This window comes from Rathayibacter sp. AY1E3, assembly GCF_002932235.1.
Lineage (GTDB): Bacteria > Actinomycetota > Actinomycetes > Actinomycetales > Microbacteriaceae > Rathayibacter.
Genome location: NZ_PSVN01000005.1, coordinates 126,074 through 150,202, shown reverse-complemented (window position 1 = coordinate 150,202; position 24,129 = coordinate 126,074). Strand labels below are relative to the sequence as shown.

Genomic DNA, 24,129 nt, shown 5'->3' with positions numbered 1-24,129 from the left:
GCGCGGCGAGGCGTCGCCACCCCTTGCGGCGGCGCACGGTCCGCGTAGCGTCGGCACCATGACCGACACCGACATCACTCCCGCCGACTCCGACGACCGCGAGCAGATCACCGAGATGGTGAAGAGCGCCGGGATCGGGCTCCTCACCACCGTCAACGCCACCGGGCAGCTCGTCAGCCGTCCGCTCAAGGCCCAGGACATCGACTTCGACGGCGAGCTGTGGTTCTTCACGCAGGACCCGTCGCCCAAGGTCGACGACATCCGCGCGAACCCGAGCGTCAACGTCGCGTTCGAGTCGAAGAAGGGCTACCTGTCCGTGGCCGGCTCGGCGACCGTCGTGCACGACCCGGCGAAGGTGGACGAGCTGTGGTCCCCGGCCGTCGCCGGCTGGTTCCCCGACGGCAAGGACGACCCGACCGTCGCGCTGATCCGCGTCGAGGCCGAGACCGTCGAGCTGTGGGCGACCGACGAGCCCCGTCCGGTCGTGCTGTTCAAGGTCCTCAAGGCCGCCGTCACCGGCGGACAGCCCGACATCGGCGAGAACCGCACCGTCTCCTTCGAGTGATCCCTCCCCCCGGGGCGCCGCCGAGGCGCGGCGCCTCGCGGGGAAAGGCGTCAGGCGCCGCCGAAGCGCTCGGTGCGGACGCGCTCGGGCGCGTGGCCCTGCTCGACCAGGGCGGTGGCGACGGTCTCGACGAACGAGGTCGGGCCGCACACGTAGACGGTCGGCTCGAGCGGGGCCGGCAGAGCCGCCTCGGCGAGCAGCTCCGGAGTGACGCGGCCGGCCGGACGCGCCGCTCCCGCCGGCGCCACCCGGGTGAAGACGTGGTCCACCGCGACTCCGCCCGTCTCGGCCGGCCGCTCGGCGAGCGCCGCCAGCTCCTCGCGGTAGTAGGCGAAGACGGGCGAGCGGACCGAGTAGAGCAGTTGCATCCGCGCCGCGCTCCCGGACCGGGCGTGCTCGCGCGCCATCGCCATCAGCGGTACCACGCCGCTCCCGCCCGCGATCAGCTGCACCGGCTCCGCCTGCTCCGGACGCCAGACGAACCAGCCGCCGATCGGACCGCGGATCTCGAGCCGGTCGCCCGCTTCGAGGCCGTCGACCAGGTACGGGGAGACCTCCCCGTCGTCCAGCCGCTCGACCGCGAGCTCGACCCGCTCCCCGTCGGCCGGGGCGCCTATCGAGTAGGAGCGGCTCGCCTGGTAGCCGTCTGGCGCGGTGAGGCGCACGTCGAGGTGCTGCCCCGCCAGGTGGCCCGGCCACCCGGACACGCGGAGCACCAGGAGGCGCGACGTGGGCGTGAGCGGCGCGACCGACTCGGCCACCGCCTCCGTCCACATCACCAGTAGCGCTCCTCTTTCCAGGGGTCCCCGTGCATGTGGTAGCCGTTCTGCTCCCAGAAGCCGGGCTCGTCGCCGGGCATCAGGCGGAGCGTCCGCACCCACTTCGCGCTCTTCCAGAAGTAGAGGTGCGGCACCAGGAGCCGGGCGGGGCCGCCGTGCTCGGCCGCGAGGGGCTTCCCCTCGAACTCGGTGACGACCCAGGCCCTCCCGCCGCGGATCTCGGCGAGCGGGAGGTTCGTCGTGTAGCCGCCGAAGCTCTGCGCCATGACGAAGCCGGCGTCCGTCTCCAGGCCCTCCAGCAGCGTGTCGACCGAGACGCCGCGCCAGCTGGTGCCGAGCTTCGACCACCGGGTCACGCAGTGGATGTCGGTGTGCACGTCCTCGTGCGGGAGCGCGTCGAACTCCTCCCGGTTCCAGCGGCGCACGCCCGCGGGCCCGCCGTCGATGGAGAAGGCCCACTCGTGGATGTTCGGGGTGGGCCCGATCGAGAGGACGGGGAAGCCGTTCTCGAGGTGCTGGCCCGGCGGGAGGTCCGGGTCCGCCTCCCTCTTGCCGAAGAAGCCCCGCGTGATGATGCCCATGTCCGCCCTCGTCGTCCTCGGGGCCTGGCCCCGGATCGCTGGAAACCGCTCGTCGCGCTCACGCTACCGCTCGGTGCTACCGCATGCGGGCCCGCCGGGCGAGCCCGGGACCGTGTCGGACGTCGGTGCCAGGATCGGGGCATGAGACGAACCGTCGTGCCGCCGTACCTCCTCGTCCGCATCGCCCGCCTCGACGATCCGGCCTTCGCGCGGGCCGCGCGGGCCGCGAGCCGCTCGCTCGAGCAGGACGTGCCGTTCCGGCGCGTCCGGCCCGGAGAGCCCGCGCCCGACCGCGGGGCGCCGACCGCCACCGCGACGTCCTCGCCGCGCACCCGCGTGCAGTCGCTCCAGCGCACCATCGCGGACGCGCGGACCGAGGAGACCCTGCCCGGCACGGTCGTCCGCCGCGAGGGCGAGGCGGCCACGGGGGACGCGGCCGTCGACGAGGCGTACGACGGCCTCGGCGCGATGTCGGCCTTCCTGCAGGGTGCGTACGGCCGCGACTCGATCGACGACGCCTGGCTGCCGCTCGACGCGACCGTGCACTTCGGCGACGACTACGACAACGCCTTCTGGGACGGCTCGCGGATGGTCTTCGGCGACGGGGACGGCCAGGTGTTCCGCCGCTTCACCGTCTCGCAGAGCGTGATCGGCCACGAGCTCGCCCACGGCATCACCGAGTACACGGCGAACCTCGTCTACCGCGGCCAGTCCGGAGCGGTCAACGAGTCGGTCTCGGACGTGTTCGGAGCCCTGCTGGAGCAGTACGGCGCCGGCCAGAGCGCCGACGAGGCGAGCTGGCTGATCGGCGAGGGGCTCTTCACCGACGAGGTGCAGGGCACGGCCCTGCGGTCGATGATCGCCCCCGGCACCGCGTACGACGACGACGTCCTCGGCTCCGACCCGCAGCCGGGCTCGATGGCCGACTACGTCGAGACCGACGACGACAACGGCGGAGTGCACATCAACTCGGGGATTCCCAACCGCGCGTTCGCCGTGGCGGCGACGACCCTCGGCGGGAAGGCGTGGGAGCGCGCTGGGCAGGTCTGGTACGACGTGCTGACCGGGGGCGTCCTCACCGCGACGGCCGACTTCGAGGCGTTCGCGGCGCTCACCGTGCAGGCCGCCGCCGAGCGCTACGGATCCGGCTCCGAGGTCGAAGCCGCCGTGCGCACCGGCTGGACGACGGTCGGCGTGACGCTGTCCGCCTGAGCCGGTCCGCTCGAGGGCGGAGGCGGGTAGCATCGCGCGCATGGACGTCATCGTGTCGCGCAGCGGCGGAGTCGCCGGCCTCCGCCGGGTGTGGCGGGTCGACGTCGAGCGGCAGCCCGACGAGCGCGCCTGGCGCGACCTGCTCGGCTCGCTCCCCTGGGACGCCGCCGACGGCGAGTCCCCCGGCCGGGCCGACCGCTTCGTCTACGAGATCCGCGTGCAGACGCACCACGTCCGCCTCGGCGAGACCGAGCTCGACGGAGCCTGGCGCGAGCTGGTCGACCGCGTGAAGAAGGCGCAGCCCCGTTAGGAGCTGCGCCTTCTTCACGTGCTCGGAGCTACTTGGTGCCGAGCAGGTCGATCACGAAGATCAGGGTCTTGCCGGAGAGCGGGTGCCCTCCACCGGCCGGGCCGTACGCCAGCGCGGGCGGGCAGATCAGCTTGCGGCGGCCGCCGACCTTCATCCCCGGGATGCCCTGCTGCCAGGCGCGGATGAGGTTGTTGAGGGGGAAGTTGATCGACTGGTCGCGGCTCCAGGAGGAGTCGAACTCCTCGCCGCTGTCGTACTCGACGCCGAGGTAGTGGACCTCGACGGTCGAGCCGGGCTGCGCCTCGGCGCCGTCGCCGACGACGATGTCCTCGACGACGAGGGTGTCTGGGGCCGGGCCCTCAGGGGCGTCGACCTCGGGCTTGGTCAGGTTCTCGCTGCTCATGCCTCGATCCTACGGCGCTCGGGAGCGGAGTCTGGGAGCGGGCTGCGAGCACTCACTCCACGAGCGTGAGGCGCTGCGTCGGCCGGGTCATCGCGACGTAGAGCGATGCGGCGCCGCGCTCGCCGGTCTGCGCGATGAGGCGAGGCCGGGCGATGATCACGGAGTCGAACTCGAGCCCCTTGGCGTCGTTCGTCGACAGCACGGCGATCGCACGGTCGAGCCCGGTCGCTCCGCGGCCCACCTCCCGGCCGAACCGCTCCTCGAGGCGCTCGGCGATCGCGGCGAGGTCGTCGTCGGGCGCGATGACCGCGAGCGTCCCCTCCGCCTCGATCGCCCGGTCCTCGACGACGGCCGCCAGCACGCGCTCGGCGAGGCTCGCGTCGCCGCGGTCGCGGATCGTCCGCACCGGCCACTCGGTGGAGCGCACGGCCTCCCCCGGCGTGATCTCCAGCCCGTTCTCGCGCGCCGTCCGCTCGGCGAAGGCGACGATCTGCGCGGGCGTGCGGTAGTTGACCGTCAGCTCCTCCAGGCGCCACGGCGCCGCCTCCACTCCCCGGCCCTGGCGGCCGAAGGTGTCGCGGAGCGCGGCGTCCCAGCTCGAGGCGGCGGAGGCGCCGGACGCCTGCGCGACGTCGCCCACGATCGTGAACGAGCGCATCGGGCAGCGGCGCAGCAGCACCCGCCACTGCATCGGCGAGAGCTCCTGCGCCTCGTCGACCACGACGTGCCCGTAGGTCCAGGTGCGGTCGGCCGCGGCCCGCTCGGCGGTGGTGCCGAGCACAGAGCGCTCGGCGAAGCCGGCCGCGAGGTCCTTGGCGTTGACGAGGCCGTCGACGCCCATGTTGCGGATGGCGGCCTCCGCGTTCTCGACGTCGCGCTTGCGCTGCTCCTTCTCGGCCTTCTTCGAGGCGTCGGCGAGGTCGTCGTAGGCGCCGAGCAGCTCCGCGGCCTCGTCGAGCAGCGGCACGTCGGAGACCGTGAACGGAGCGTCGCGGTCGCGGCGGAGGAGGGAGCGCTGCGCGGCGGTCCAGCGCGGCGTGAGCGTCGCGAACCAGTTCGGACGGGAGTAGAGGTCCTGCAGCAGCTTCTCGGGGGTCAGCGGGATCCACGCGGTGTTGAGAGCGACGCGGACGTCGTGGGCGGTCCGCACGTCCTCGCGCAGCACCGCCTCGTCGGCCTCGTCGACCGTGCTGCCGTGGCTCCGCAGCTGATCGGCGAGCTGGCGGGTGAGCTGCGAGAGCAGCGTCTTGACGAAGGAGACGCGCGCCTCGTTGTGCGGCTTGCGGGTGTCGCGCGCCCGGGTGATCGCGCGCTCCACGTCCTGCGGCTCCAGACGGAGCTTCTCGCCGTTGACGTCGAGCACCTGGGTCTCGGCCGGGACGGTCTGGCGGGAGCGGACCGCGCGCTTGAGCAGCTCCGCCATCCGCGCCGAGCCCTTCACGCGGGCGACCGCGGGCACGTCCTCCTCGACGAGGTCGAGGCCCGGGTAGAGCTGGCCGAGCGTCGAGAGGACGACGCCCGTCTCGCCGAGCGAGGGCAGCACCGCCTCGATGTAGCGGAGGAAGGACCGCGAGGGGCCGACAACGAGCACGCCGGAGGAGGCGATGCGGTCGCGGTAGGAGTAGAGGAGGTAGGCGGCCCGGTGCAGGGCGACCGCGGTCTTGCCGGTGCCCGGCCCGCCCTGCACGACGAGCACGCCGCGCAGCTCGGACCGGATGATGCGGTCCTGCTCGCTCTGGATGGTCGCGACGATGTCGTGCATCCGGCCGGTGCGCTGCGCACCGAGGGCCGCCATGAGCGCGCCCTCGCCCTGCAGCACGGTGCCCTCGCGCAGCAGCTCCTCGTCGAAGACCTCGTCCTCGAAGCGGAGGACCTCGCGGCCCCGAGTGGTGAGGTGGCGCCGGGCGCGCGTCCCCATCGGCCGGGCGGCGGTGGCCTGGTAGAACGCGGCCGACTGCGGGGCGCGCCAGTCGAGCAGCAGCGTGTCCTGCTCCTCGTCGCGCAGGCCGATCCGGCCGATGTAGCGGTGCTCGGCGTCGGCGTCCGCGAGCGTCAGCCGGCCGAAGGCGAGCCGGTCGTCGGCGCCGGTGAGCGAGCGGATGCGGTCCTCGTAGAGCCGCGCATAGGCGTCGCGCTCGGAGCGGCTCTGGTGGTTGCCGCCGACGCTCTCGATGCGGACCGTGTCCAGAGCCTCGCGGGCCTGGGCGATCAGCTCGTCGAGGCGGGCGTAGAGCGCCGCCACGTAGTCGCGCTCCCGAGAGAGCTCGGTGGCCTGCACAGTGCTGCCGTCCGTCATCGTCCGCCTTCCGAGGGTCCGCCGCCGCGGGCCGGGAGGCGCGGGATGCGCTCCGGGGGCCGCGGGAAAACAGGCGGTCCAGTCTACCGAGCGATCCGAAGCGGGCCGTGCCGACAGCGGGATCCGGATGCCTCTTGCGCTCGGCGCCGCGGAGGAGCATCCTCTCTCTCACGAAGAGCTCGACGCCCCGTCCGAGCAGCCGGCCCTGCCGCTGCCGCAGGGCGTCGAGCTCTTTCTCGCGGGGTGTCCGTCCTCCGTCCGGTCATCGACCGGGAAGAGAACCGGACGGCCCCGCGTTGCACGCCCCATGGCCACTCCGAGCAGCAGCGTCACCGCCCCCTCCCGCGCCTCGATCGACCTCACGGAATCGGCACGCGCCGGCTGGGAGTCGTGGCTCGCCCGACGCGTCGAGCGCGTCACCGGACCCCGGGGCGATCTCGCCCTCGTCGAGACGCGCTGGCTCGAGCCCGGCGAGAGCGTCGACGACGAGCAGGCGCTGGCCGGCTACGGCCCCTCGGCGACCCTGACGCGGATGCGCCGCGAGAACCTCGACACCGGCGAGCCCGAGTACGGCTACCGCGTCTGGGACGCGGCCTCCGACGGCATCCGGTCCTTCGACGCCATCGAGACCTTCCCGTTCGACGCCGCCTGGGTGCTCGAGGCGTGGTTCGAGCCGGTCGCCGAGGACCGCACGGTCCCGTTCGAGCACCTGCGCGACAACGGCGCCACCCGCGAGCTCGTCGTGCCCGGTGACATCACCTTCTCGCTCGTGGACGACGGGCGCGCCCGCGAGTACACGGTCGCGGCGTTCGACGACGGCGGCACGCTCCTCGTCCCGTTCGGCGATCCGACCAACCGCAGCGACGACCCGGAGCTCGCGAGCTACCCCGTCGGCCGCTTCCTCGTCGTGCAGCGGATCGGCGGCGCGGCCGACGCGGGCACCCCCGGTCCGGTGCTCCTGGACTTCAACCGGGCGTACATCCCGCCGTGCGGCTTCTCGCCCCACTACAACTGCCCGCTGCCGCCCGCGCAGAACCGGCTCGGCGTGCCCGTGACGGCCGGCGAGCGCCGCGTGCGCAGCGCCTCCGCCTAGCGCGCCGGGGCTGAGCGGGGGCGGCCCCGGCTCAGCGGGTGAGCACCGCCCGGCGGGCGACGAGCTCGTCGAGCAGGACCTGCTCGTCGACCGCTCCGGTGCGTCCGCCGCGGCCGAGCAGGAGGTGCTGCCGGTGGTGCGCGAGCCGCGTCGCCGAGCGGAGGAAGTCCCGCATCGCCCGCGGCCGGTCCCCTCCCGCGCTCCGGGCCCAGCGAGCGGCGGTGCGGCGCCCCTCCGCGGTGCCGATCATCCGCACCTCGGCCGGCGAGAGCCAGCCGGCGACGGCGTAGTCATCGAGCCGCTGGAGCGTCACGCGCCGCTCCTGCCGGCGCAGCAGCACCACCACGACCACGGCGACCGCGAACAGCGGCACCTGGACCACGCCGTAGAAGCCGAACCAGTCGGACACCAGGAACGACGAGCCGTTCCAGAGCGCGTGCAGGAACGCGGCGAGCGCCAGCCCGAGCAGGGCGATGGGCAGCCGCGCGACGGCGGGCCGGTTCGAGGCGAAGCCGAGGGCCGCGCCCGTGCAGGCGGTGAAGAGCACGTGCGCGAAGGGCGAGAGCACCCCGCGGAGGAAGAAGGTCACGGCGAGCGAGCCGAGACCGCGCTCCACCAGCGCGCTGCCGAAGTAGAGGATGTTCTCGACGAAGGCGAACCCGGAGGCGACGACGGCCGCGTAGACGATGCCGTCGACGGGTCCGTCGAAGGTCCGGCGCCAGATCAGCAGGACGAGGAGGACGCCGATCCCCTTGGCTGTCTCCTCGACCAGCGGCGCCTGGATCACGGCGCCGACGAAGTCGGATCCGCTCGGCTGCTGCCCGGACGCGTAGACGGCGATCTGCACGCCGAGGTCGACCAGGAGCGCGATCGCGACGGACCCTGCCGCGCCCCAGAGGAACGCGAACCACAGGCCCAGCGCTGGCTCCGGCTCCCACCGGTCGACCCAGCGGACGCCCAGCAGAACCACGGTCAGCGGGACGAGGGCGATGACCGCGCAGATCCCCGCGGCGCTGACGCCGAGTCCGAGAACCACGTAGGCGAGCACGAGCAGCAGCAGGATCCCGAGGAGCGCCACGCCGATCGAGCCGAGCACGGTCGGCACGACGGAGGGGCGGGCGGTGGCGGGCGGTGCGGGCGGCGGATAGGCGCTCATGGGGCCGACAGTAGGGCACGGGCGGGGTGCGCTGTCGGCGGTTGACACGCGCCGGGCGCGTGGAGGAGGGCCGGGGTGCGGACGCCCGTGTCCGATTCCCGCTCCTGCTCGACGTCGCCGCGTGCGAGGCTCGAGGCGTGCCCGACTCCGATCCGCTCTTCGAGGAGCGCTACCGCGCCGTCGCCTCCCGCGACTCCCGGTTCGACGGGCGGTTCCTGACCGGCGTGCACTCCACCGGCATCTACTGCCGTCCGAGCTGCCCCGCCATCACGCCGCGGCGCGCGAACGTGCGCTTCTACCCGACGGCCGCCGCCGCGCACGAGGCGGGGCTCCGCGCCTGCAAGCGCTGCCTGCCGGACGCTGTCCCCGGCTCCCCCGAGTGGAACCTGCGCGACGACACGGCGGCGCGCGCCATGCGTTTGATCGCCGACGGAGTGGTCGACCGCGAGGGGGTCGAGGGGCTGGCCGCCCGGCTCGGCTACGGCGCGCGCCACCTCGGCCGCATCCTGCGCGAGGAGCTGGGCGCGCCTCCGCTGGCCCTCGCTCGCGCCCAGCGCGCCCAGACCGCCCGGCTCCTGCTCACGAGCACCGACCTGCCCGTGTCCGACGTCGCCTTCGCCGCCGGCTTCACGAGCATCCGGCAGTTCAACGCGACCCTGGCGGAGGTGTACGAGCGGACCCCGACGGCCCTGCGCGCCTCGGCCCGCGGCACGCGCTCCGAGGCGAGCGTCCACGACGGCGCGACCACGCTGGAGCTCCGGCTGGCAGTGCGGGCTCCGTTCGATCCCGGGGTGCTCGACGTGCTCGGCGGCACCGCGCTCCCGGGCATCGAGGAGGCGTCCCCCGGCGGCTACGCGCGCTCGCTCGTCCTGCCCGGGGGCGCGGCGCTGATCCGGCTGGCGGCGGACGGGGAGAGCGTCCGCTGCAGCGCGACGCTCGTCTCCGTCGCCGACGTCGGGCCGCTGGTCGCCCGGGTGAGGCGGCTGCTCGACCTGGACGCGGACGCCCGCGCCGTGGACGAGGCCCTCGCGGCCGATCCCGCACTCGCTCCGAGCGTCGCCGCCCGCCCCGGAGTCCGCGTGCCCGGCTCCGTCGATCCGGCCGAGACGCTGGTGCGCGCGCTGCTCGGCCGGCGGGAGGCCGCACGGCTGGTCGCGGCGCTCGGCGCGACGCTCCCGGAGTCCGTGGCGAGCGGATCGATCGCACGTGCCTTCCCCTCCCCCGCGGTGATCGCCGAGCACGCCGCCGACGTGCTCCGCGGATCCGCCGACGTGCTGGTGCGGACCTGCACGCTGCTCGCCGAGGGAGCCCTGCGGCTCGACGCCGACCGGGAGGAGCTCGCCGAGCAGCTGCTGGCGGTCCCCGGGATCGACGCGGCCACGGCGGCCGAGGTGGCGCAGCGGGCGACCGGAGATCCCGACGTCCTGCTCACCGGGGATCCCGTGCTCCGGCGGGGCGCGGCGGCGCTCGGCCTGCCCGCCGGCGAGCGCGCGCTGACCGAGGCCGGACGCCGCTGGGCGCCCTGGCGCAGCTACGCCGGGGCGCGCCTCGCGGCCGCGGTCACGCCTCCGGCGCGGGGTCGATGATCGGGAGCGCCGCGGTCATCGCCTCGATGCCCGAGAGCCGGGCCGGCGAGATGAGCCGCATGACCTCCTCGCGGGACATCAGCCCCGCCTCGACCACCAGGTCGGCGATGTTGCGGCCGGTCGCGAGGGCGGCCTTCGCGAGGGCGGCGGACGCGGTGTAGCCGATGCTCGGGGTGAGCGCCGTCACGACGCCGACCGAGGAGGCGACCATGGCCTCGAGCCGGTCGACGTTCGCGGTGATGCCGTCGATGCAGTTCTCGCGGAGCGTCCTGCAGGCCTGCGTCATCCAGGTGATGCTCTGCAGCAGCGAGTGCGCGATCACCGGCTCGAAGGCGTTGAGCTGGAGCTGACCCGCCTCGGCCGCCATCGTGACCGTGACGTCGGCCCCGGCCACCGAGTAGGCGACCTGGTTGACCACCTCGGGGATGACCGGGTTCACCTTGCCGGGCATGATGCTGGATCCCGCCTGGCGCGGAGGCAGGTTGATCTCGCCGAAGCCGGCCTGCGGGCCCGAGGAGAGGAGCCTCAGGTCGTTGCAGATCTTGGACAGCTTGATCGCGGAGCGCTTGAGCGCGCTCGAGAACGACATGAAGACGCCGGTGTCGCTCGTCGCCTCGACGAGGTCCTTCGCCATCTCGAGGTCGAGGTCGGTGATCTCGTTGAGGTGGCGGACCGCGGCTGCGCCGTAGCGCGGATCGGCGGTGATGCCGGTGCCGATCGCGGTGGCTCCGATGTTGACCTCGGCGAGCAGCCAGATGGTCTCGGAGAGACGGGCGTGGTCCTCGCCGAGGGTCGTCGCGAAGCCGTGGAACTCCTGGCCGAGCGTCATCGGCACCGCGTCCTGCAGCTGCGTGCGGCCGACCTTCAGGACGCTGCCGAACTCGACCGCCTTGCGGGAGAACGACTCGCGCAGCAGCGCCAGCTCGTCGAGCAGGCGGCGCAGCGACCAGGTCATCGCGATCTTGATCGCGGTCGGGTAGACGTCGTTGGTGGACTGGCTGCGGTTGACGTCGTCGAGGGGGTGCAGGTGCGCGTAGTCGCCCCGCTCGAAGCCGCCGATCTCAAGTGCGACGTTGGCGACGACCTCGTTCGCGTTCATGTTCGTCGAGGTGCCGGCGCCGCCCTGGATCACCCCGACCACGAACTGGTCGTGGAACTCGCCGTCGATGATGCGGCGGCACGCGGCCTCGATCAGCTCGGCCTTGGCGGGGGCGAGGGTGCCGAGCTCGGTGTTGGCCCGGGCGGCCGCGAGCTTGACCGTCGCGAGGGACCGGACGAGATCGGGGTAGATCGAGATGGGGCGCTTCGAGATCGGGAAGTTGTCGAGGGCCCGCGCCGTGTGGATGCCCCAGTAGGCCTCGGCGGGGATCTCCATCGAGCCGAGGGAGTCGCTCTCGGTGCGCGTGGCGGGGGTCTCGGTGTCGTCCAGGGCTCTGCCTTCCGGGTCGCGGTCGGGGAGGGTGCTCGGTGCGAGGGTCACGTCCAGCTCCGTTGCTGTCGTCGTGCGGCCCCGGAGGGTGCAGGGGGCTCGCGAACTGCGCGGCCAGCCTATCGCCGGGGCACGGGGCGGCGGCGGACGCGGGCGCGGAGCGTCCTCTCGGCGGGCGCGGAACGACCGTGCCTCCCGCCGCCGGAGCGGACAGGAGGCGCGGGACGCGGGAAGCGGCGGATCAGCGGTAGTCGCTGCCCGACGCGAGGGCCGCGAGCGGCACGAGCACGACCACGACGAGCACGGCGATCGCGAACAGCAGGACGAGGCCGAGCATGACGGAGTTGAGCACGATGCCCCAGATCGAGAGCGTGCGGCCGGTCGGCTCCCTCCGCAGCCCCAGGATGCCGAAGACGAGGCCCGCGGCCGGAGCGATCACGGTCAGTCCGAAGAAGACGGAGGTGACGCCGAGGATCAGGCTCGTGAGCGAGAACGGGGTCGAGGGCGCCGGGGCGAGCGCCGCGGGCGGGACGGCGGGGGTGCCGTAGGGGGCGCGGGCCTGCTGCGAGGAGGCGGGCTCCTCGGCGGCGGGGCGCTCCCCGGCGGACGGCCGCTCCTCGGTGAGGACGGCTGTCGCGCCCAGGTCCACGGTCGGCTGCTCGTCGGCGGGGGTGGAGAGGCGGGCGGTGCGGTCGTCGGTGGTCACGGTGTGCTCCTTCTCGGGTGCCGGTCGCCCGGCGGGATGCGGTGCCGCCGGGCGGGCCGACGGTGCTGCCGGTGTGCTCCGGCGATGCCTCCACGCTACGGACGCGCCCGGACCCGCCCCATCCGGGGAACCCCCGGAACTCGGGGGCGATCCCCCGCCTCGAGGCGGGGGCGGGTGCGAGACTGGTCCCGGCGCGAGGAGGCGGCGACGATGGACGACGACGAGCTGCGGCACCGCACCCGGGACCGCAAGGGCGCCCGGGCCGTCTGGTTCGCCGGGTTGTCGGCGCTCGCCGGCTTCGTGGTGATCTCCCCCGTGATCTCCCTCACGGCGACCGTGATGGTGTGGGGGTCGCGGCGGCGGATCGGCACCCTCAGCGACCGGAACGGCCTGGTCGCCGTCAACTGGCAGCTCACCTACCTCGCGCTCCAGCTGATGCTGGTCCCGCTGCACCTCGCGCTGGTATCGGTGCGCGACTCGCTCGGCGCCGACTGGCCGCTCGCGACGATCTCGGCGATCCTCGCGCTGGCCGTGCTCAACCTCGTGCTGTGCGTCGTCCTCGGAGTCCGGTCCGGCCAGGGCCGTACCGTGCGCCTCTGGATCGCCGTGCCCTTCGCCCGCTCCACCCGTCCGCCGCGCTGACCGTCCGGGGACACCGGGCACGGCGGCTCTCCGCTCCTGGGACTCCGCCCGGCGTGTCCGCGGCGCGGTGCCCCCCTCCACGTCGCGGCGGCGGGCAGGGTGGTGGAGTGATCGCCTTCCCTCCGCCCGTGTACGTCGTGGCCGACGACGGAGTGCGACTGGCCACCTATTCCGTCGGCGAGGAGAGCGCCCCGACCGTCCTCGCCGTGCACGGCTTCGCCTCCCACGCCGTGCTCAACTGGGAGACGTCGGGCTGGCTGCGGACGCTGCACCGGGCCGGGTACCGCGTCGTCGCGCTCGACCAGCGCGGGCACGGCGCGAGCGAGAAGCCGCACCACTCCGACTCCTACAGCGTGGACGCCATGGTGGCCGACCTGGTGCGGGTGCTCGACTCCTACGACCTCGACGCGCCCCACGTGCTCGGGTACTCCCTCGGCGCCCGGATGAGCTGGGTGCTGGGGCTCGAGCACCCGGAGCGGCTCGCATCGCTGAGCCTCGGCGGGCTGACGGTGGGCGAGCCCCTCCGCTCCTTCGACGCGGAGGCGGCCCGGGCCCGCGTCGCCTCCGGCGGCGAGATCGACGACGGCTTCACCCGCGCCTTCATCGGCATGGCGGAGGGCGTGCAGGGCAACGACCTCGCAGCGCTGGTGGCGGTGGCCGACGGCGTCCGCGGCGGGGCGCACCCGGAGCACGGGCGGCACCCCGGCCTGCCGACGCTGCTCGTGACCGGCGGCGCGGATCCGATCGCTCCCGGCGGTGAGCTGCTGGCGGCGGAGGCGGGGGCGCGGTTCGTGAGCGTCCCCGGCCGCGACCACACCAGCACCGTGCCCGCGCGGGGCTTCAAGGACGCGGTGCTGGCGTTCCTGGCGGAGCAGCGCTGAGCCGGCCCCGCGCCGGACGGGAGCACCGCGAGCGCCGAGGCCCGCGGCGTAGCATCCCCCTCATGCAGGCGATCCGCATCGAGAACCCCGGCCCCGACTCCCGACTCGTGCTGGAGGAGGTGCCGACGCCCTCCCCCGGACCCGGCGAGGTCCTCGTCCGCGTCGCGGCCGCCGGCGTCAACCGCGCCGACCTCGGCCAGCGCGCAGGGGTCTACCCGCCGCCGCCCGGCGCCTCCGAGATCCTCGGGATGGAGGTGTCCGGCACGGTCGTCGCGCTCGGCGAGGACGCGACCGGGTTCTCGGAGGGCGACGAGGTCTGCGCGCTGCTCTCCGGCGGCGGCTACGCGGAGTACGTCGCGGTCGACGCGGGCCTGGTGCTGCCGGTGCCGGACGGCGTCGGCCTCGTCTCGGCCGCCGCCCTCCCGGAGACGACGTCCACCGTCTGGTCGAACCTCGTGATGGTGGCCGGGCTCGGATCCGGCGACACCGTCCTCCTCCACGGCGGCGGGAGCGGGATCGGGACCACGGGCATCCAGATCGCCGCCGCCCTCGGCGCCCGCGTCGCCGTCACGGCCGGCAGCGCCCGCAAGCTCGAGGCGTGCCGCGCGCTCGGCGCCGACGTCCTGATCGACTACCGCGAGGAGGACTTCGTCGAGCGGATCCGCGAGGCGACCGGCGGGCGCGGCGTCGACGTGATCCTCGACCCCGTCGGCGGCGACTACCTGGCCCGCGACCTGGAGGCGCTGGCCGTGGGCGGGCGCGTGGTGTTCATCGGCAACCAGTCCGGCGCGCTGGGCTCGCTCGACCTCGGGGTGCTGATGCGCAAGCGCGGGGCGGTGCACGCCACGACCCTCCGCGCCCGGCCCCTGGAGGAGCGGCGCGCGATCGTCGCGCGGGTGCGCGCGGAGGTCTGGCCGCTGGTCGCCGCCGGAACGGTGCGACCGGTGGTGGACGAGGTGGTCCCGCTCGCCGAGGCCGAGCGGGCGCACGACGTGATGCGCTCCTCCGGCCACATCGGCAAGCTGCTGCTCACCCCGTGACGCCCCACACCGGAGGAGGCCCCCGCCGCCCGGGGTGAGCGGGAGCGGGGGCCTCCTCCGGTGATGCCCTCCGGCGGGGCGTCAGACCGCGGAGCGCAGGAGTCCGAGCGAGCGGTTGATGCCGTCGACGTCGACCGCGGCCGGATCGAACGAGGCTCCGGCGGCGAGGCCGAGAGCCTCGAGCGCCTCCGCGTGGTCGGCCGAGGACGGGTCGGTCGCCGCCCGCATCGTGTCGGCCCAGGCCGCGGGGCCTCCCGGCACGTCGAGCGGAGCCGCGCCGCGCGCGCCCGTGCAGCGCGGCAGAGCCGACGACAGCGGCGCGATCGACTCCAGACGGATGACGTGGCGCCACTCGTCCTCGAGGTCGTAGACGTAGAAGAGCTCGTCCTGCTCCTGCTCGAGCACCTCGGCGAGCGCGACGCCCGCCTCGTCCACGAGGTCGGCGCCGAACTCCTCCGCGTCGGACGGCGAGCCGATCGGAGCCTGCTCCTCGTCGGGCACGCCGACGCTGAAGTAGTGCGGCTGCGCGTCGGTCCAGCCCAGCGAGAGCTGGAGCGCGAGGTGCAGATCGCGCAGCGACGACTCGGAGGAGAGCTCGAGGCGCCGCCAGACGACGGGCTTGGTCCCGAGCAGGGCGACGTGGAGCGCGTAGGCCGTCGCCGTGTCCTGGGTCGCCTCGTCGAGGATCTCGAGGCGGGTGGCCTCGCGCTCGCCGAGGAGGACGACCGTCGCGCGGACGACGGAGGCGAGGACGGGCGCCAGGCCCTCCGGCACCGCGTAGCCGAATTCCGGCGAGTGCAGCAGCAGCCCGAGCTCGGCGGTGTCGTCGAGCATCCGCTCGGCCGTGCCGACCATGCGCTCGCGCTCGTCGAGGGCCTCGTCGAGCGAGACTCCGGAGTCGGCGGCCAGCTCGTCGACCAGCTCACCGACGACCAGGCCCGGGTGGATCTCGGCCTGGCAGGCGACCGCGATGCGGACCAGCACGGCGTCGGTGGTGGTGACCGCGCGCTCCTCCGGGGAGAAGGCGCCGTCCTCGGTGTCGGCGGCCGCCAGCGCGGTCTGGGCGCTGAGGATCCACTGCTCGAGGAAGCGGGCGACGTAGGCGATGCGCTCGGCGGCGGCCTCGTGCGCGTCGGAGCTGCGCCAGAGCACGGCGGCCTCGCCGAGACCTGCGGCGGATCCCTCCTGCTCGAGCACGGCCGAGCCGACCAGCGCGTCCCACCAGGCCGAGACCGGGATGCGGACGGAGTCGTCGCTCGGGGTGGATCCCGCGGAGGAGATGCCCGCCTCGACCGCGATCTCGCGGGCGGTGCGCTCGGTGAGGGTCGCGCCGTCGTCGGCGGCGAGGTGCTCGACCACGACGTCGGCGGCGTGCACGAGAGCCGTGGCGCGCACGGCGGAGAGCTGCTCCTCGGCCGGGACCTCGTCGAGCTCGGCGAGGTCGTCGAGCACGGCCTCCACGAAGGAGCCGGCGAGGTCGAGGACCTCGTCGAGGACGGCCTGGCACTCGTCCAGCTCCTCGTCGGTGCCGGTCCAGAGGTCCTCGTCGGTGAGGAAGTCGAGGAAGTGCTCGACGACCTCGGCGACGGTGAAGAGGGTGTCGTCGAGGTCGGCCTCGCTCTCCTCCCCCGACAGGTCGGCCTCGATCTGGTCGAAGACGGCCTCGAGCAGCTCGGCGTCGGGCTGGGCGAAGGAGCCGCGCGGGCGCAGGTCGCGGGTCATCGCGAAGAGGTCGGTCAGCACTTCGACGGCCTCGTCGGCCTCGAGGTGCTCGTGCTGCATTCCCACCTCGGCGAGGTGCGAGCGATACCAGCTGCGGAACCGCACCATCAGCGCGGTCTCGGCCGTGCGGCCGCCGCCCTGACCGCCGGACCCGCCCTGACCGCCTCCGGATCGTCCCTGGTTGCGCTTCTTGCCCATGATTCCTCCGCGACCGCTCCACTCACGACGAAGCGCTCCAGCCTACCCAGTGCGGGCGCGCGGCGGCACGCGCGGTCGCCCCCTGTTCACCCTGTGCGCACCGGGTCCGCTCCCTCTGATGCGGCCGATCGCCCGAGTCCTGGGATCAGCGCGCTGTGGGAGTCCTCGCCGCCCGGGCCCCTGCCACACGGGTCGCGATGATGAGAAATCTCGCAGCGATCGGGCGGCGAGGCTTGCGCTCGGACCCTCCGCTTCGGTGGAGTGTCCGGATGACCGACACGACGGACACCGCCGAGACCGCTCCCGGGAAGGCGTCGCTCAAGCGGGTGATCACCGGGCCGCTGCTGTTCGCCTTCATCGTGGGCGACACGCTCGGCGCCGGCATCTACACCCTGGTCGGCACGATGGCCGAGGACGTGGGCGGCGTGATCTGGCTGCCGCTGCTGATCGCGCTGGTCGTCGCCCTGCTCACCGCGGGCACGTACGCCGAGCTGATCACCAAGTACCCGCACGCCGGAGGGGCGGCGCGCTACGTGGACCGCGCGTTCGGGAAGCCGTACCTCTCGTTCCTGATCGGCTTCCTGATGATGGCCTCCGGCATCACGACGGCCGCCTCCCTGGCGAACGCGTTCGCGGGCGACTACCTCGGGGCTCTGCTGGACGTGCCGCCGATCCCCACCGCGATCGTCTTCATCGCGATCCTCACCCTGGTGAACCTGCGCGGGGTGAAGGAGTCGCTGACGGCGAACCTGGTCGCCTCGGTGATCGAGGTGAGCGGACTGGTCATCGTCATCGTCTGCGCCGCGGTCTTCTTCGGCTCCGGCGACGGCGACGCCTCCCGCGTCCTCGAGTTCAACCCCGACGTCGCTCCGCTGCAGGGGGCGTTCGCCGCCTCGATCGTCGCCTTCTTCTCGTTCCTCGGCTTCGAGGCCGCGGCGAACATGGCCGAGGAGGTGCGGAACCCTTCGAAGGTCTACCCGCGGGCCCTCTTCGGTGCGCTGATCACCGCGGCCGTGGTGTACCTCCTGATCGCGCTCGGCGCCGTGATCGTGCTGCCGAACGACGAGCTCGCGGCCTCCAGCGGTCCCCTGCTGGACGTGGTCGCGGCGAGCGGAGTGGCGGTGCCGCCGTGGCTGTTCGGCCTGATCGCGCTCGTCGCCATCGCGAACGGCGCTCTGCTGTTCATGGTGATGGCGTCGCGGGTCGGCTTCGGGCTCGCCACCTCCGGGCTGCTGCCGAGCGCTTTCGGGAAGGTGCTGCCGGGCCGCCGCACGCCGTGGGTGTCGATCGTGGTCGTCGGCGGAGTGACGATGCTGCTCAGCCTGATCGGCGACGTCGGCACGCTCGCCGAGACGACGGTGCTGCTGCTCCTGCTGGTGTTCATCGCGGCGAACGTGTCGGTGCTGGTGCTGAAGAAGGACCGCGTCGACCACGCCCACTACTCCGTGCCGCGGGTGGTGCCGGTGCTCGCGACCATCGCGAGCGTGGTGCTGCTGACGCAGCAGACGGGCGTGGTCTGGCTGGCGACAGCGGTCTACGTGGTCGTGGGGACGCTGCTGTTCCTCGCCACCCGCCTGGGGAAGCGGAAGCACGCGGAGCGGACCCCGGACTGATCCGGGCCGGCGGCGATCCGTCGCGAGCGGCCCGTCCGCGGATCCCCTGCGGGCCGTCCGCGGCGGATCGATCGCGGGGGCGGTGAGGAGTGGGATCGTGAGGCTATGACCGTCACGCTCGAGCCGATGCCCGCCGCCGCTCTCGCCGCCTGGATGCGGGTCCAGCGCTCGGCGTACATCGAGGATCGGATGCGGGCGGGCGACGACGAGGCGGCCGCGACCCGCAACGCCGACGCCTCGTACGAGAAGTACTTCCCGGGCGGCTCCCCCGCCGCCGGGCACGACGTGCTCCTCGTCTCCGAGGACGGCCGCGCGGTCGGGTCGCTCTGGCTCGGCCCGCACCCGAGCGGACTCGAGGGCGTCGGGTACGTCTGGGACGTGCAGATCGACGCCGCCGAGCGAGGCCGCGGCCTCGGCCGGGCGGCGATGCTGCTCGCGGAGTCGCACGTCCGCTCCCGCGGCGGCTCAGCCCTCGCGCTGAACGTGTTCGGCTTCAACACCGCCGCGCGGGCTCTGTACGAGTCGCTCGGCTACGAGACGACGTCCCTGCAGATGCGCAAGCCGCTGGCCTGAGCGGGGCCGCTCGACGCCGGGCAGGGGCACGACCCGGTCGCGCAGAACGCCGCACGCCGTGCTCGAGGGCGGACGCCGACGGGCGCCCACCGACGAGCACGGCGGCGGCGGCGGTGGAACCGCCGGGAATCGGCGGGACCCTGCGGTCAGCTCGTGGAGGCGACGGCGGTCGGGTCGCCGGTGCCGGACGGACGCGGGGTGTCACCCGGTCCGGTCGGCACCGACGCGCCGGTCGGCACCACGGTGCCGCCGGTCGCCATCCCCCGGCCGAAGGCCTGGCCCTGGAGGATCGCGCCGAGGTCGACGCCGGTCGCCGACCTGACGCTGTCGAACGTCGCGGCGAGACCCGCCGCCTGCTCGCGCGCGATGTGGGTGCCGGCGGTGTCGCCGCCGATCAGCGTCACCGAGCCGACGTTCTGGTAGCCCTTCGCGAACTCGGCCATGAGCGAGGGCAGCTGCCCGATGAGCTCGCGACCCAGGATCGCCTCCTGATTCTCGCGGAGCGCCTCCGCCTCGGCCGCGATGGCCGCCGCGCTCGCCTCGCCCTTCGCGCGGATGGCCTCCGCCTCGGCGGTCGCGTTCGCGCGCAGCGCCTCGGCCTCGGCGCCCGCCTTGGCCCGCAGTGCGTGGGCCTCGGCCTCGGCGCGGGCGCTCACGGCGGCGGCCTCGGCGGCGGCGGACGCCTGGCGCGCCTCCGCCTGGCGCTGGACGGCGTAGGCCTCGGCGTCCGAGACCTGCTGCGCGACCTGGCGGTCCGTCTCCGCCTTCTTCTCGCGTCCGTAGGCGTCGGCGTCGGCCTCGGTCTGACGGCGGTACTTCTCGGCGTCCGCGACGCGCTTGACGTCGGCGTCGAGCTCGGCCTGCCGGTTCTCGGCGCGCTGCACGAGGACGGCCTGCTCGCGCTCGGCGCGGGCCAGGTTCTCGGCCTGCTCGGCCTCGGCGTTGGCGCGGCCGACCTCGGACTTCGCGGCGGCGGTGTTCTTGTCGTAGGCGGTCTGCTCGATCAGGTTCGCCTCGTCCGTGGCCAGCTGGCGAGCCTTGACCTCGCGGGCCGCGTTGATCCGCGCGACGTCGGCCTCGCGGCGGACGCGCTCGATCTCCTGCGCTCCGAGCGCCTCGATGTAGCCGTTGCGGTCGGTGACGCCCTGGATGGCGAAGGAGTCGAGGACGAGGCCCTGGGCGAGCAGGTCGCCCTTGATGCCCTCGGCGATCTCGTCTCCCAGCTTCTGCCGGTCCTGCATGACCTCCTCGACGCTGAGCTTCGCGACGACGCCGCGGAGGGCGCCCTCGAGCTGCTCGGTCGTGAAGACGTCGATGGACTGGTCCTGCGACGCGAAGCGCTCGGCGGCGGCGCGGACCTGGTCGGCCGTGGACCCGATCTTGACCAGGGCGACGCCCGCGAGGTGGATGGTCACGCCGTTCTTGGTCTGCGCGACCGGCTCCATCTTGATCTGGCGGGAGCGCAGCGAGATGCGGTCGGACCGCTGGGTCAGCTTGTTCACGAACGCGCCGCCGCCGGTGATGACGGTCATGTTCGAGGTGAGGCCGTCCTCGCCCTTCTGCTTCTTCCCGACGATCACGATCGCCTCGTCGGCCTGCGGCACCTGGTACCAGGCGCGGAAGAGGAAGAAGCCGATGAGGGCGATCAGCAGGAGTGCGCCGACGGCGACTCCGGCGAGGACGATCCAGAGCAGATCCGGTTCCATGGACTAGCAACCCCCAATAGCGACGCGCACCAGACGGATTTCTGAGCGGCGTACAGCCTCCATCGTGGCATAAATCACCGGTTCGAAACCACGAACAGGTTAACTCCACCCTCGACTGGATTTGGCAGCGAACGGCCGGGCGCGATCACCACTGCAGCAGTTCTCACAAGCCGAAGCGGCTTAATAAGCGCTTTGAAAGAAGTGAGGGCGGTTCAACAGCCGCCATTTCCCGCAAACTGGGGCGAGGCATTGAGCTCGTCGTCCGGGCTTTCCACAGCTGCGAGCTTTGTTGCAAGTTCCTCCTTTTCTTGGTCCGAAATGACGTCAGCCGTCTTGATCGCAAGCGCCGAATGAGCCTTCAATCCGATCAACGCGTCTTTCAGGTCGATAGCCCGCTTCGGCATCAGGCCTGACGACTCTCGCGCGAAGACGAGTAAATTATCGACGAGCGAAGCGGTATTTTTGTATACAGGCCACCGGCGCTGAATCTCGGCCAACACTCGCTTTCCGTCGACGAAGAGATGCCACTCCGCCGTCCAGCGCTGGTCCAGATCGGAGAGGACGTCCGCTCGGATTCCTGCGTACGCGTCTGCGCGGGCCGCCCAAAGATCTCGTTCAATCAAAAGATCTTTCTCTATCCGGTCGACTGGGTTAGGAACTGAAGAAGAGCTAACTTCAGGCATGAATTGACGAACGCTGGCTTCAACAAATTGGTTTTTAGCCTGCTCTTTGAACGAATCAATAATCAGCGAAAACTCGCCGGAAATCAAGCCATCCGGATCAGCTTTTGCCGCAAGCGCTCTCGTCAGTAGCGGCACGGAGAGCAAAACGTTTTCAATCATTCGCGCTTCCCAAACGAACACTCTCTTGTCCGCCGTTAATTTCGCAACCTCATCCTCGTCAGAAAAATCTCGGTCGATGACGCAGATCCAGGGCATCTCGAGGTGAAGGCGACGGAGGGTCGCCGCCGCCTGCAAAACACCGTACCTGCTACCAGCGACCAGGAAACGAGCACCTGCGACCTCCTCGGGAAAGAGCATTTTTATTCGCCGTTCATCATCCCCGCCCTCGACCACGATAAGCATGTCTGCCTGAATTAAGTCGCGTCGAGCAATACCTAGGTCAAGAAGCACATCCGCCTGCTGGTCATCGTCCACAACGCTAGATATTTGATTGCCGTCAGTTTTCCACGCGGCGTTCACAACTAGGACGTCTTGAGGCGCAGCAGAGGCAATTAGCGCGGGAGAATGGGTAACCACGAGTATCTGACCCCTATCTGCGACCTCGGTCATAGCACGCAAGACTGCTAGTTGTAGAGAAGGGTGCAGGTGCTTCTCGGGTTCATCCAACAGCAAAACGCCGCCTTGTGCTGAGAGCTGACTCACGTAGTACAGCATTCCCAGCATTTCTCGCTCACCATTCGACAAATCAGCAAGTCCATGCGTTTGGTCGGACGGTAGCTTTACCAGAATGGCGCTATGCGTCGTTTCAGGATCGTATTGCGGAAGGGTTATCTTCTTACCCGTCGCTTTGAAGAAAATTTCGACCAGACGCCCATACTCGTCCTTTTCCTGCACGCCTTGACGCCTCGAGATAAAGTCTCGATAATCAAGAGACGTTAAATACGATCCAACATCAGGCATCTGCATTCCTGATTTCCAGCGGATTTCTTGCTCGTACATGTTACGCCGTTGCTGTGCAGAGGAAGACCTGTCGAGCATGTTGAGATCGACGGAAGTGGAGGTACTTACGGACACCTGCCGACGAGCGGATAAAAGATCGATGGTGGCAAACGGGTGCTCCTGAGCAAACAAATCGTTTCGAAGAGTTTCGACGACGTCGTCAATCGTCGAGAAGCTTCCGGTACGTTCTTTGTTTGTCGAAACCGCCTCCAGCTGATGCAGCGAGCTTCGCGCCGCAGTGCTCATCCCGCGTGCCAATCGCCACTTGTCGATTGCCTCGTACTCTGATTCGTCTAACCTGAGTGCGATGCTTATGGACAACGCATTACCATACGGTCCTACGAACTCAGGAAGGTTGATGTTTCCAGACCAAAGAGCCGTCAATGCTTCAAGTATCAGGCTTTTTCCGGTTCCGTTGCGACCGGTCAGTAGTGTGAGAGGCGATTCATCGAGTCGATCCGCGGAAGCCAGTTCCAAACCACGATAGTTAACAATCTTAAACTGATTTATCCTCATATTGCTCAGCCTCCGCTTGGTCGCTGCCGCGGATCTGTCCACGACGAGCTATGCACATCATTCCAAACGGAGGAGACACTGGGGCATGGTCAACGTCGTATCTCCGGACCGAGGACTTTCCGGCTTTCGGCACGGATTCAAGCATGGACGCAGGAGCTAATTACGTGGAGCGACATTTGTCCACCTGAATTTCCGCTGGAGACGGACGCTATCGAACACGCGCGCCATGCCGTCTTCACTCAGGCAAGCAGATGAACCGTAGAAGACAGGCATATAGAGGCAGGATTTCGCAGTGCTGGGGTACCTGGACTCGAACCAAGAACAACTGAACCAGAATCAGCCGTGTTGCCAATTACACCATACCCCAATGGTCATCCGGAGGTGATCCCGGGACCAGGCGGCGACCGGATCGAGACCCGAGCGCCGAGAGATGACAGTACCCTACGCGGGCATCCCGCTCAAATCGAGCCGCGGACGACGCTGCCCTCGGACTCCGGGGCGGCCTCGCCGAGGCGGGCGCGGACGAGGTCGCGGTTGATCGCGGAGGCGACCTGGGCGCCCGATCCGGCGGCGACGATCAGCTGCTGCGGGCCGGGAGGGGTGACCTCGCCGGCGGCGTAGAGGCCGGGGACGGACGTGCGGCCACCGGCGTCGACGCGGAGGAAGCCGTCGGCGTCGCGGTCGGGGCCGGCCGCGTCCAGGTAGTCCAGCGCGGGCGTCCAGACGGGGCGGACGAACGCGCCGGTGCGCGGCACGACGTCGCCGTCGACGAGGCGGACGCCGGTCATCTCGGCGCGCTCCCCGGCGAGGTCGGCGACCGGGCGCCGGTCGACCCGGATGCCGATGGAGGCGAGCAGCGACTCGTCGGCGTCGCTCACCGTCCCGACGCCGTTGGTGAAGACGATCAGGTCGGTCGACCACTGCGAGAGGAGCATGGCCCGCTCCGCGAGGTCGTCGGTCTCGCCGATCAGGGCGAGCGCCTCCCCCGCCTTCTCGTAGCCGTCGCACTCCATGCAGCTGTGCACGGCGGTGCCGTAGTAGGCGCGCAGGCTCGGGAGCGCGGGCGGCGTCTCGAGGAGCCCCGCGGCGACCACGACGGCGGTGGCGACGACGGAGCGGTCGGCGCTGCCGCGCACGCCCCGGGCGCCGATGACGAACTCGCCGCCGGAGCGCTCGACCGAGGTCACCAGGGCGTTGTGCACCTCGGCGGCCTCGTAGCGCTCGAACTCCTCGCGGCCGAGGCGGCGCAGCTCGAGCGGCGAGATGCCGTCGCGGGTGAGGAACCCGTGCGAGTGCAGGGTCGCGGCGTTCCGCGGGCGGTTGCTGTCGAGCAGCAGCACGCTGCGGCGCGCCCGGACGAGGTTGAGCGCGGTCGAGAGCCCGGCGGGGCCCCCGCCGATCACGACGACGTCGTAGCGTCCGCCGACCGTCTCCGCCACG

21 protein-coding genes and 1 tRNA gene are annotated in these 24,129 nt (G+C 71.7%); 10 read left to right on the top strand and 12 right to left on the bottom strand.

Going from position 1 to position 24,129, the window contains the following annotated elements; translation table 11 throughout:
- Window positions 1-58: 58 nt before the first annotated feature.
- Window positions 59-565 carry a pyridoxamine 5'-phosphate oxidase family protein gene (locus C5C53_RS06095; protein ID WP_104224818.1) on the top strand — a complete coding sequence of 169 codons (507 nt, stop codon included), beginning with the start codon at window positions 59-61 and terminating at the stop codon, window positions 563-565.
- Between the two features lie 50 nt (window positions 566-615).
- Here the strand turns inward: C5C53_RS06095 and C5C53_RS06090 are convergent, their stop codons facing one another.
- A complete protein-coding gene (locus C5C53_RS06090) occupies window positions 616-1,341 on the bottom strand; it encodes a ferredoxin reductase (RefSeq protein ID WP_104267074.1) in 726 nt (241 codons plus the stop codon).
- The gene (locus tag C5C53_RS06085; protein WP_104224820.1) at window positions 1,341-1,925 is read right to left on the bottom strand and encodes a molybdopterin-dependent oxidoreductase; all 585 of its coding nucleotides are present in this window, start codon (window positions 1,923-1,925) and stop codon (window positions 1,341-1,343) included. The genes C5C53_RS06090 and C5C53_RS06085 overlap by 1 nt, the downstream gene beginning before the upstream one ends.
- Before the next feature lie 141 nt (window positions 1,926-2,066).
- Between C5C53_RS06085 and C5C53_RS06080 the strand changes: the two genes are divergently transcribed.
- A complete protein-coding gene (locus tag C5C53_RS06080; protein WP_104267073.1) occupies window positions 2,067-3,137 on the top strand; it encodes a M4 family metallopeptidase in 1,071 nt (356 codons plus the stop codon).
- Window positions 3,138-3,177: 40 nt separating this feature from the next.
- Window positions 3,178-3,447: a protealysin inhibitor emfourin gene (locus C5C53_RS06075; RefSeq protein ID WP_104267072.1), complete on the top strand. Its 270-nt coding sequence runs from the start codon at window positions 3,178-3,180 to the stop codon at window positions 3,445-3,447.
- Between the two features lie 28 nt (window positions 3,448-3,475).
- Here C5C53_RS06075 and C5C53_RS06070 read toward each other — a convergent pair whose 3' ends face one another.
- Window positions 3,476-3,850 (bottom strand): FKBP-type peptidyl-prolyl cis-trans isomerase, encoded by a 375-nt coding sequence (locus C5C53_RS06070; protein ID WP_104267071.1) that lies wholly within the window; start codon window positions 3,848-3,850, stop codon window positions 3,476-3,478.
- 52 nt (window positions 3,851-3,902) lie between these two features.
- Window positions 3,903-6,146 (bottom strand): UvrD-helicase domain-containing protein, encoded by a 2,244-nt coding sequence (locus C5C53_RS06065; protein WP_104267070.1) that lies wholly within the window; start codon window positions 6,144-6,146, stop codon window positions 3,903-3,905.
- Between the two features lie 307 nt (window positions 6,147-6,453).
- On the opposite strand from C5C53_RS06065, the gene C5C53_RS06060 reads away from it, so the two are divergent.
- Complete coding sequence (locus tag C5C53_RS06060) at window positions 6,454-7,239, top strand: DUF1684 domain-containing protein (protein ID WP_104233244.1); 786 nt, start codon at window positions 6,454-6,456, stop codon at window positions 7,237-7,239.
- A gap of 31 nt (window positions 7,240-7,270) precedes the next feature.
- On the opposite strand, the gene C5C53_RS06055 is transcribed toward C5C53_RS06060, so the two are convergent.
- Window positions 7,271-8,395, bottom strand: a complete 1,125-nt coding sequence (locus C5C53_RS06055; RefSeq protein ID WP_104267069.1) for a PrsW family intramembrane metalloprotease — start codon at window positions 8,393-8,395, stop codon at window positions 7,271-7,273.
- 137 nt (window positions 8,396-8,532) lie between these two features.
- Here C5C53_RS06055 and C5C53_RS06050 point away from each other — a divergent pair, with 137 nt between their 5' ends.
- A complete protein-coding gene (locus C5C53_RS06050; protein ID WP_181127723.1) occupies window positions 8,533-9,981 on the top strand; it encodes a DNA-3-methyladenine glycosylase 2 family protein in 1,449 nt (482 codons plus the stop codon).
- On the opposite strand, the gene C5C53_RS06045 is transcribed toward C5C53_RS06050, so the two are convergent.
- The gene (locus tag C5C53_RS06045; RefSeq protein ID WP_258075383.1) at window positions 9,956-11,410 is read right to left on the bottom strand and encodes an aspartate ammonia-lyase; all 1,455 of its coding nucleotides are present in this window, start codon (window positions 11,408-11,410) and stop codon (window positions 9,956-9,958) included. The genes C5C53_RS06050 and C5C53_RS06045 overlap by 26 nt on opposite strands.
- 241 nt (window positions 11,411-11,651) lie before the next feature.
- Window positions 11,652-12,116 carry a DUF4190 domain-containing protein gene (locus tag C5C53_RS06040; RefSeq protein WP_104250160.1) on the bottom strand — a complete coding sequence of 155 codons (465 nt, stop codon included), beginning with the start codon at window positions 12,114-12,116 and terminating at the stop codon, window positions 11,652-11,654.
- A 174-nt stretch (window positions 12,117-12,290) separates the two neighbouring features.
- Between C5C53_RS06040 and C5C53_RS06035 the strand changes: the two genes are divergently transcribed.
- The 3 genes from C5C53_RS06035 (at window position 12,291) to C5C53_RS06025 (ending at window position 14,679) form a co-directional block, all read left to right on the top strand.
- Entirely contained in the window at window positions 12,291-12,758 is a 468-nt protein-coding gene (locus tag C5C53_RS06035) for a DUF4870 domain-containing protein (RefSeq protein ID WP_181027172.1), read from the top strand.
- Between the two features lie 107 nt (window positions 12,759-12,865).
- Window positions 12,866-13,639 carry an alpha/beta fold hydrolase gene (locus C5C53_RS06030; RefSeq protein WP_181027173.1) on the top strand — a complete coding sequence of 258 codons (774 nt, stop codon included), beginning with the start codon at window positions 12,866-12,868 and terminating at the stop codon, window positions 13,637-13,639.
- 62 nt (window positions 13,640-13,701) lie between these two features.
- Entirely contained in the window at window positions 13,702-14,679 is a 978-nt protein-coding gene (locus C5C53_RS06025) for an NAD(P)H-quinone oxidoreductase (RefSeq protein ID WP_104260610.1), read from the top strand.
- 81 nt (window positions 14,680-14,760) lie between these two features.
- Here C5C53_RS06025 and C5C53_RS06020 read toward each other — a convergent pair whose 3' ends face one another.
- Window positions 14,761-16,599, bottom strand: a complete 1,839-nt coding sequence (locus C5C53_RS06020; RefSeq protein WP_104267066.1) for a plasmid pRiA4b ORF-3 family protein — start codon at window positions 16,597-16,599, stop codon at window positions 14,761-14,763.
- A 269-nt stretch (window positions 16,600-16,868) separates the two neighbouring features.
- Between C5C53_RS06020 and C5C53_RS06015 the strand changes: the two genes are divergently transcribed.
- Window positions 16,869-18,212, top strand: a complete 1,344-nt coding sequence (locus tag C5C53_RS06015; RefSeq protein ID WP_104267065.1) for an APC family permease — start codon at window positions 16,869-16,871, stop codon at window positions 18,210-18,212.
- Between the two features lie 105 nt (window positions 18,213-18,317).
- Window positions 18,318-18,785 carry an N-acetyltransferase gene (locus C5C53_RS06010; protein ID WP_104223517.1) on the top strand — a complete coding sequence of 156 codons (468 nt, stop codon included), beginning with the start codon at window positions 18,318-18,320 and terminating at the stop codon, window positions 18,783-18,785.
- A gap of 146 nt (window positions 18,786-18,931) precedes the next feature.
- Here the strand turns inward: C5C53_RS06010 and C5C53_RS06005 are convergent, their stop codons facing one another.
- The 4 genes from C5C53_RS06005 to C5C53_RS05990 form a co-directional block, all read right to left on the bottom strand.
- Window positions 18,932-20,491, bottom strand: a complete 1,560-nt coding sequence (locus C5C53_RS06005; RefSeq protein WP_104267064.1) for a flotillin family protein — start codon at window positions 20,489-20,491, stop codon at window positions 18,932-18,934.
- Between the two features lie 212 nt (window positions 20,492-20,703).
- Window positions 20,704-22,689, bottom strand: a complete 1,986-nt coding sequence (locus C5C53_RS06000; RefSeq protein WP_104267063.1) for an ATP-dependent endonuclease — start codon at window positions 22,687-22,689, stop codon at window positions 20,704-20,706.
- A 295-nt stretch (window positions 22,690-22,984) separates the two neighbouring features.
- Window positions 22,985-23,056: transfer RNA gene (locus C5C53_RS05995), tRNA-Gln, on the bottom strand.
- A 91-nt stretch (window positions 23,057-23,147) separates the two neighbouring features.
- Complete coding sequence (locus C5C53_RS05990; protein ID WP_181127722.1) at window positions 23,148-24,128, bottom strand: NAD(P)/FAD-dependent oxidoreductase; 981 nt, start codon at window positions 24,126-24,128, stop codon at window positions 23,148-23,150.
- Window position 24,129 lies beyond the last annotated feature (1 nt).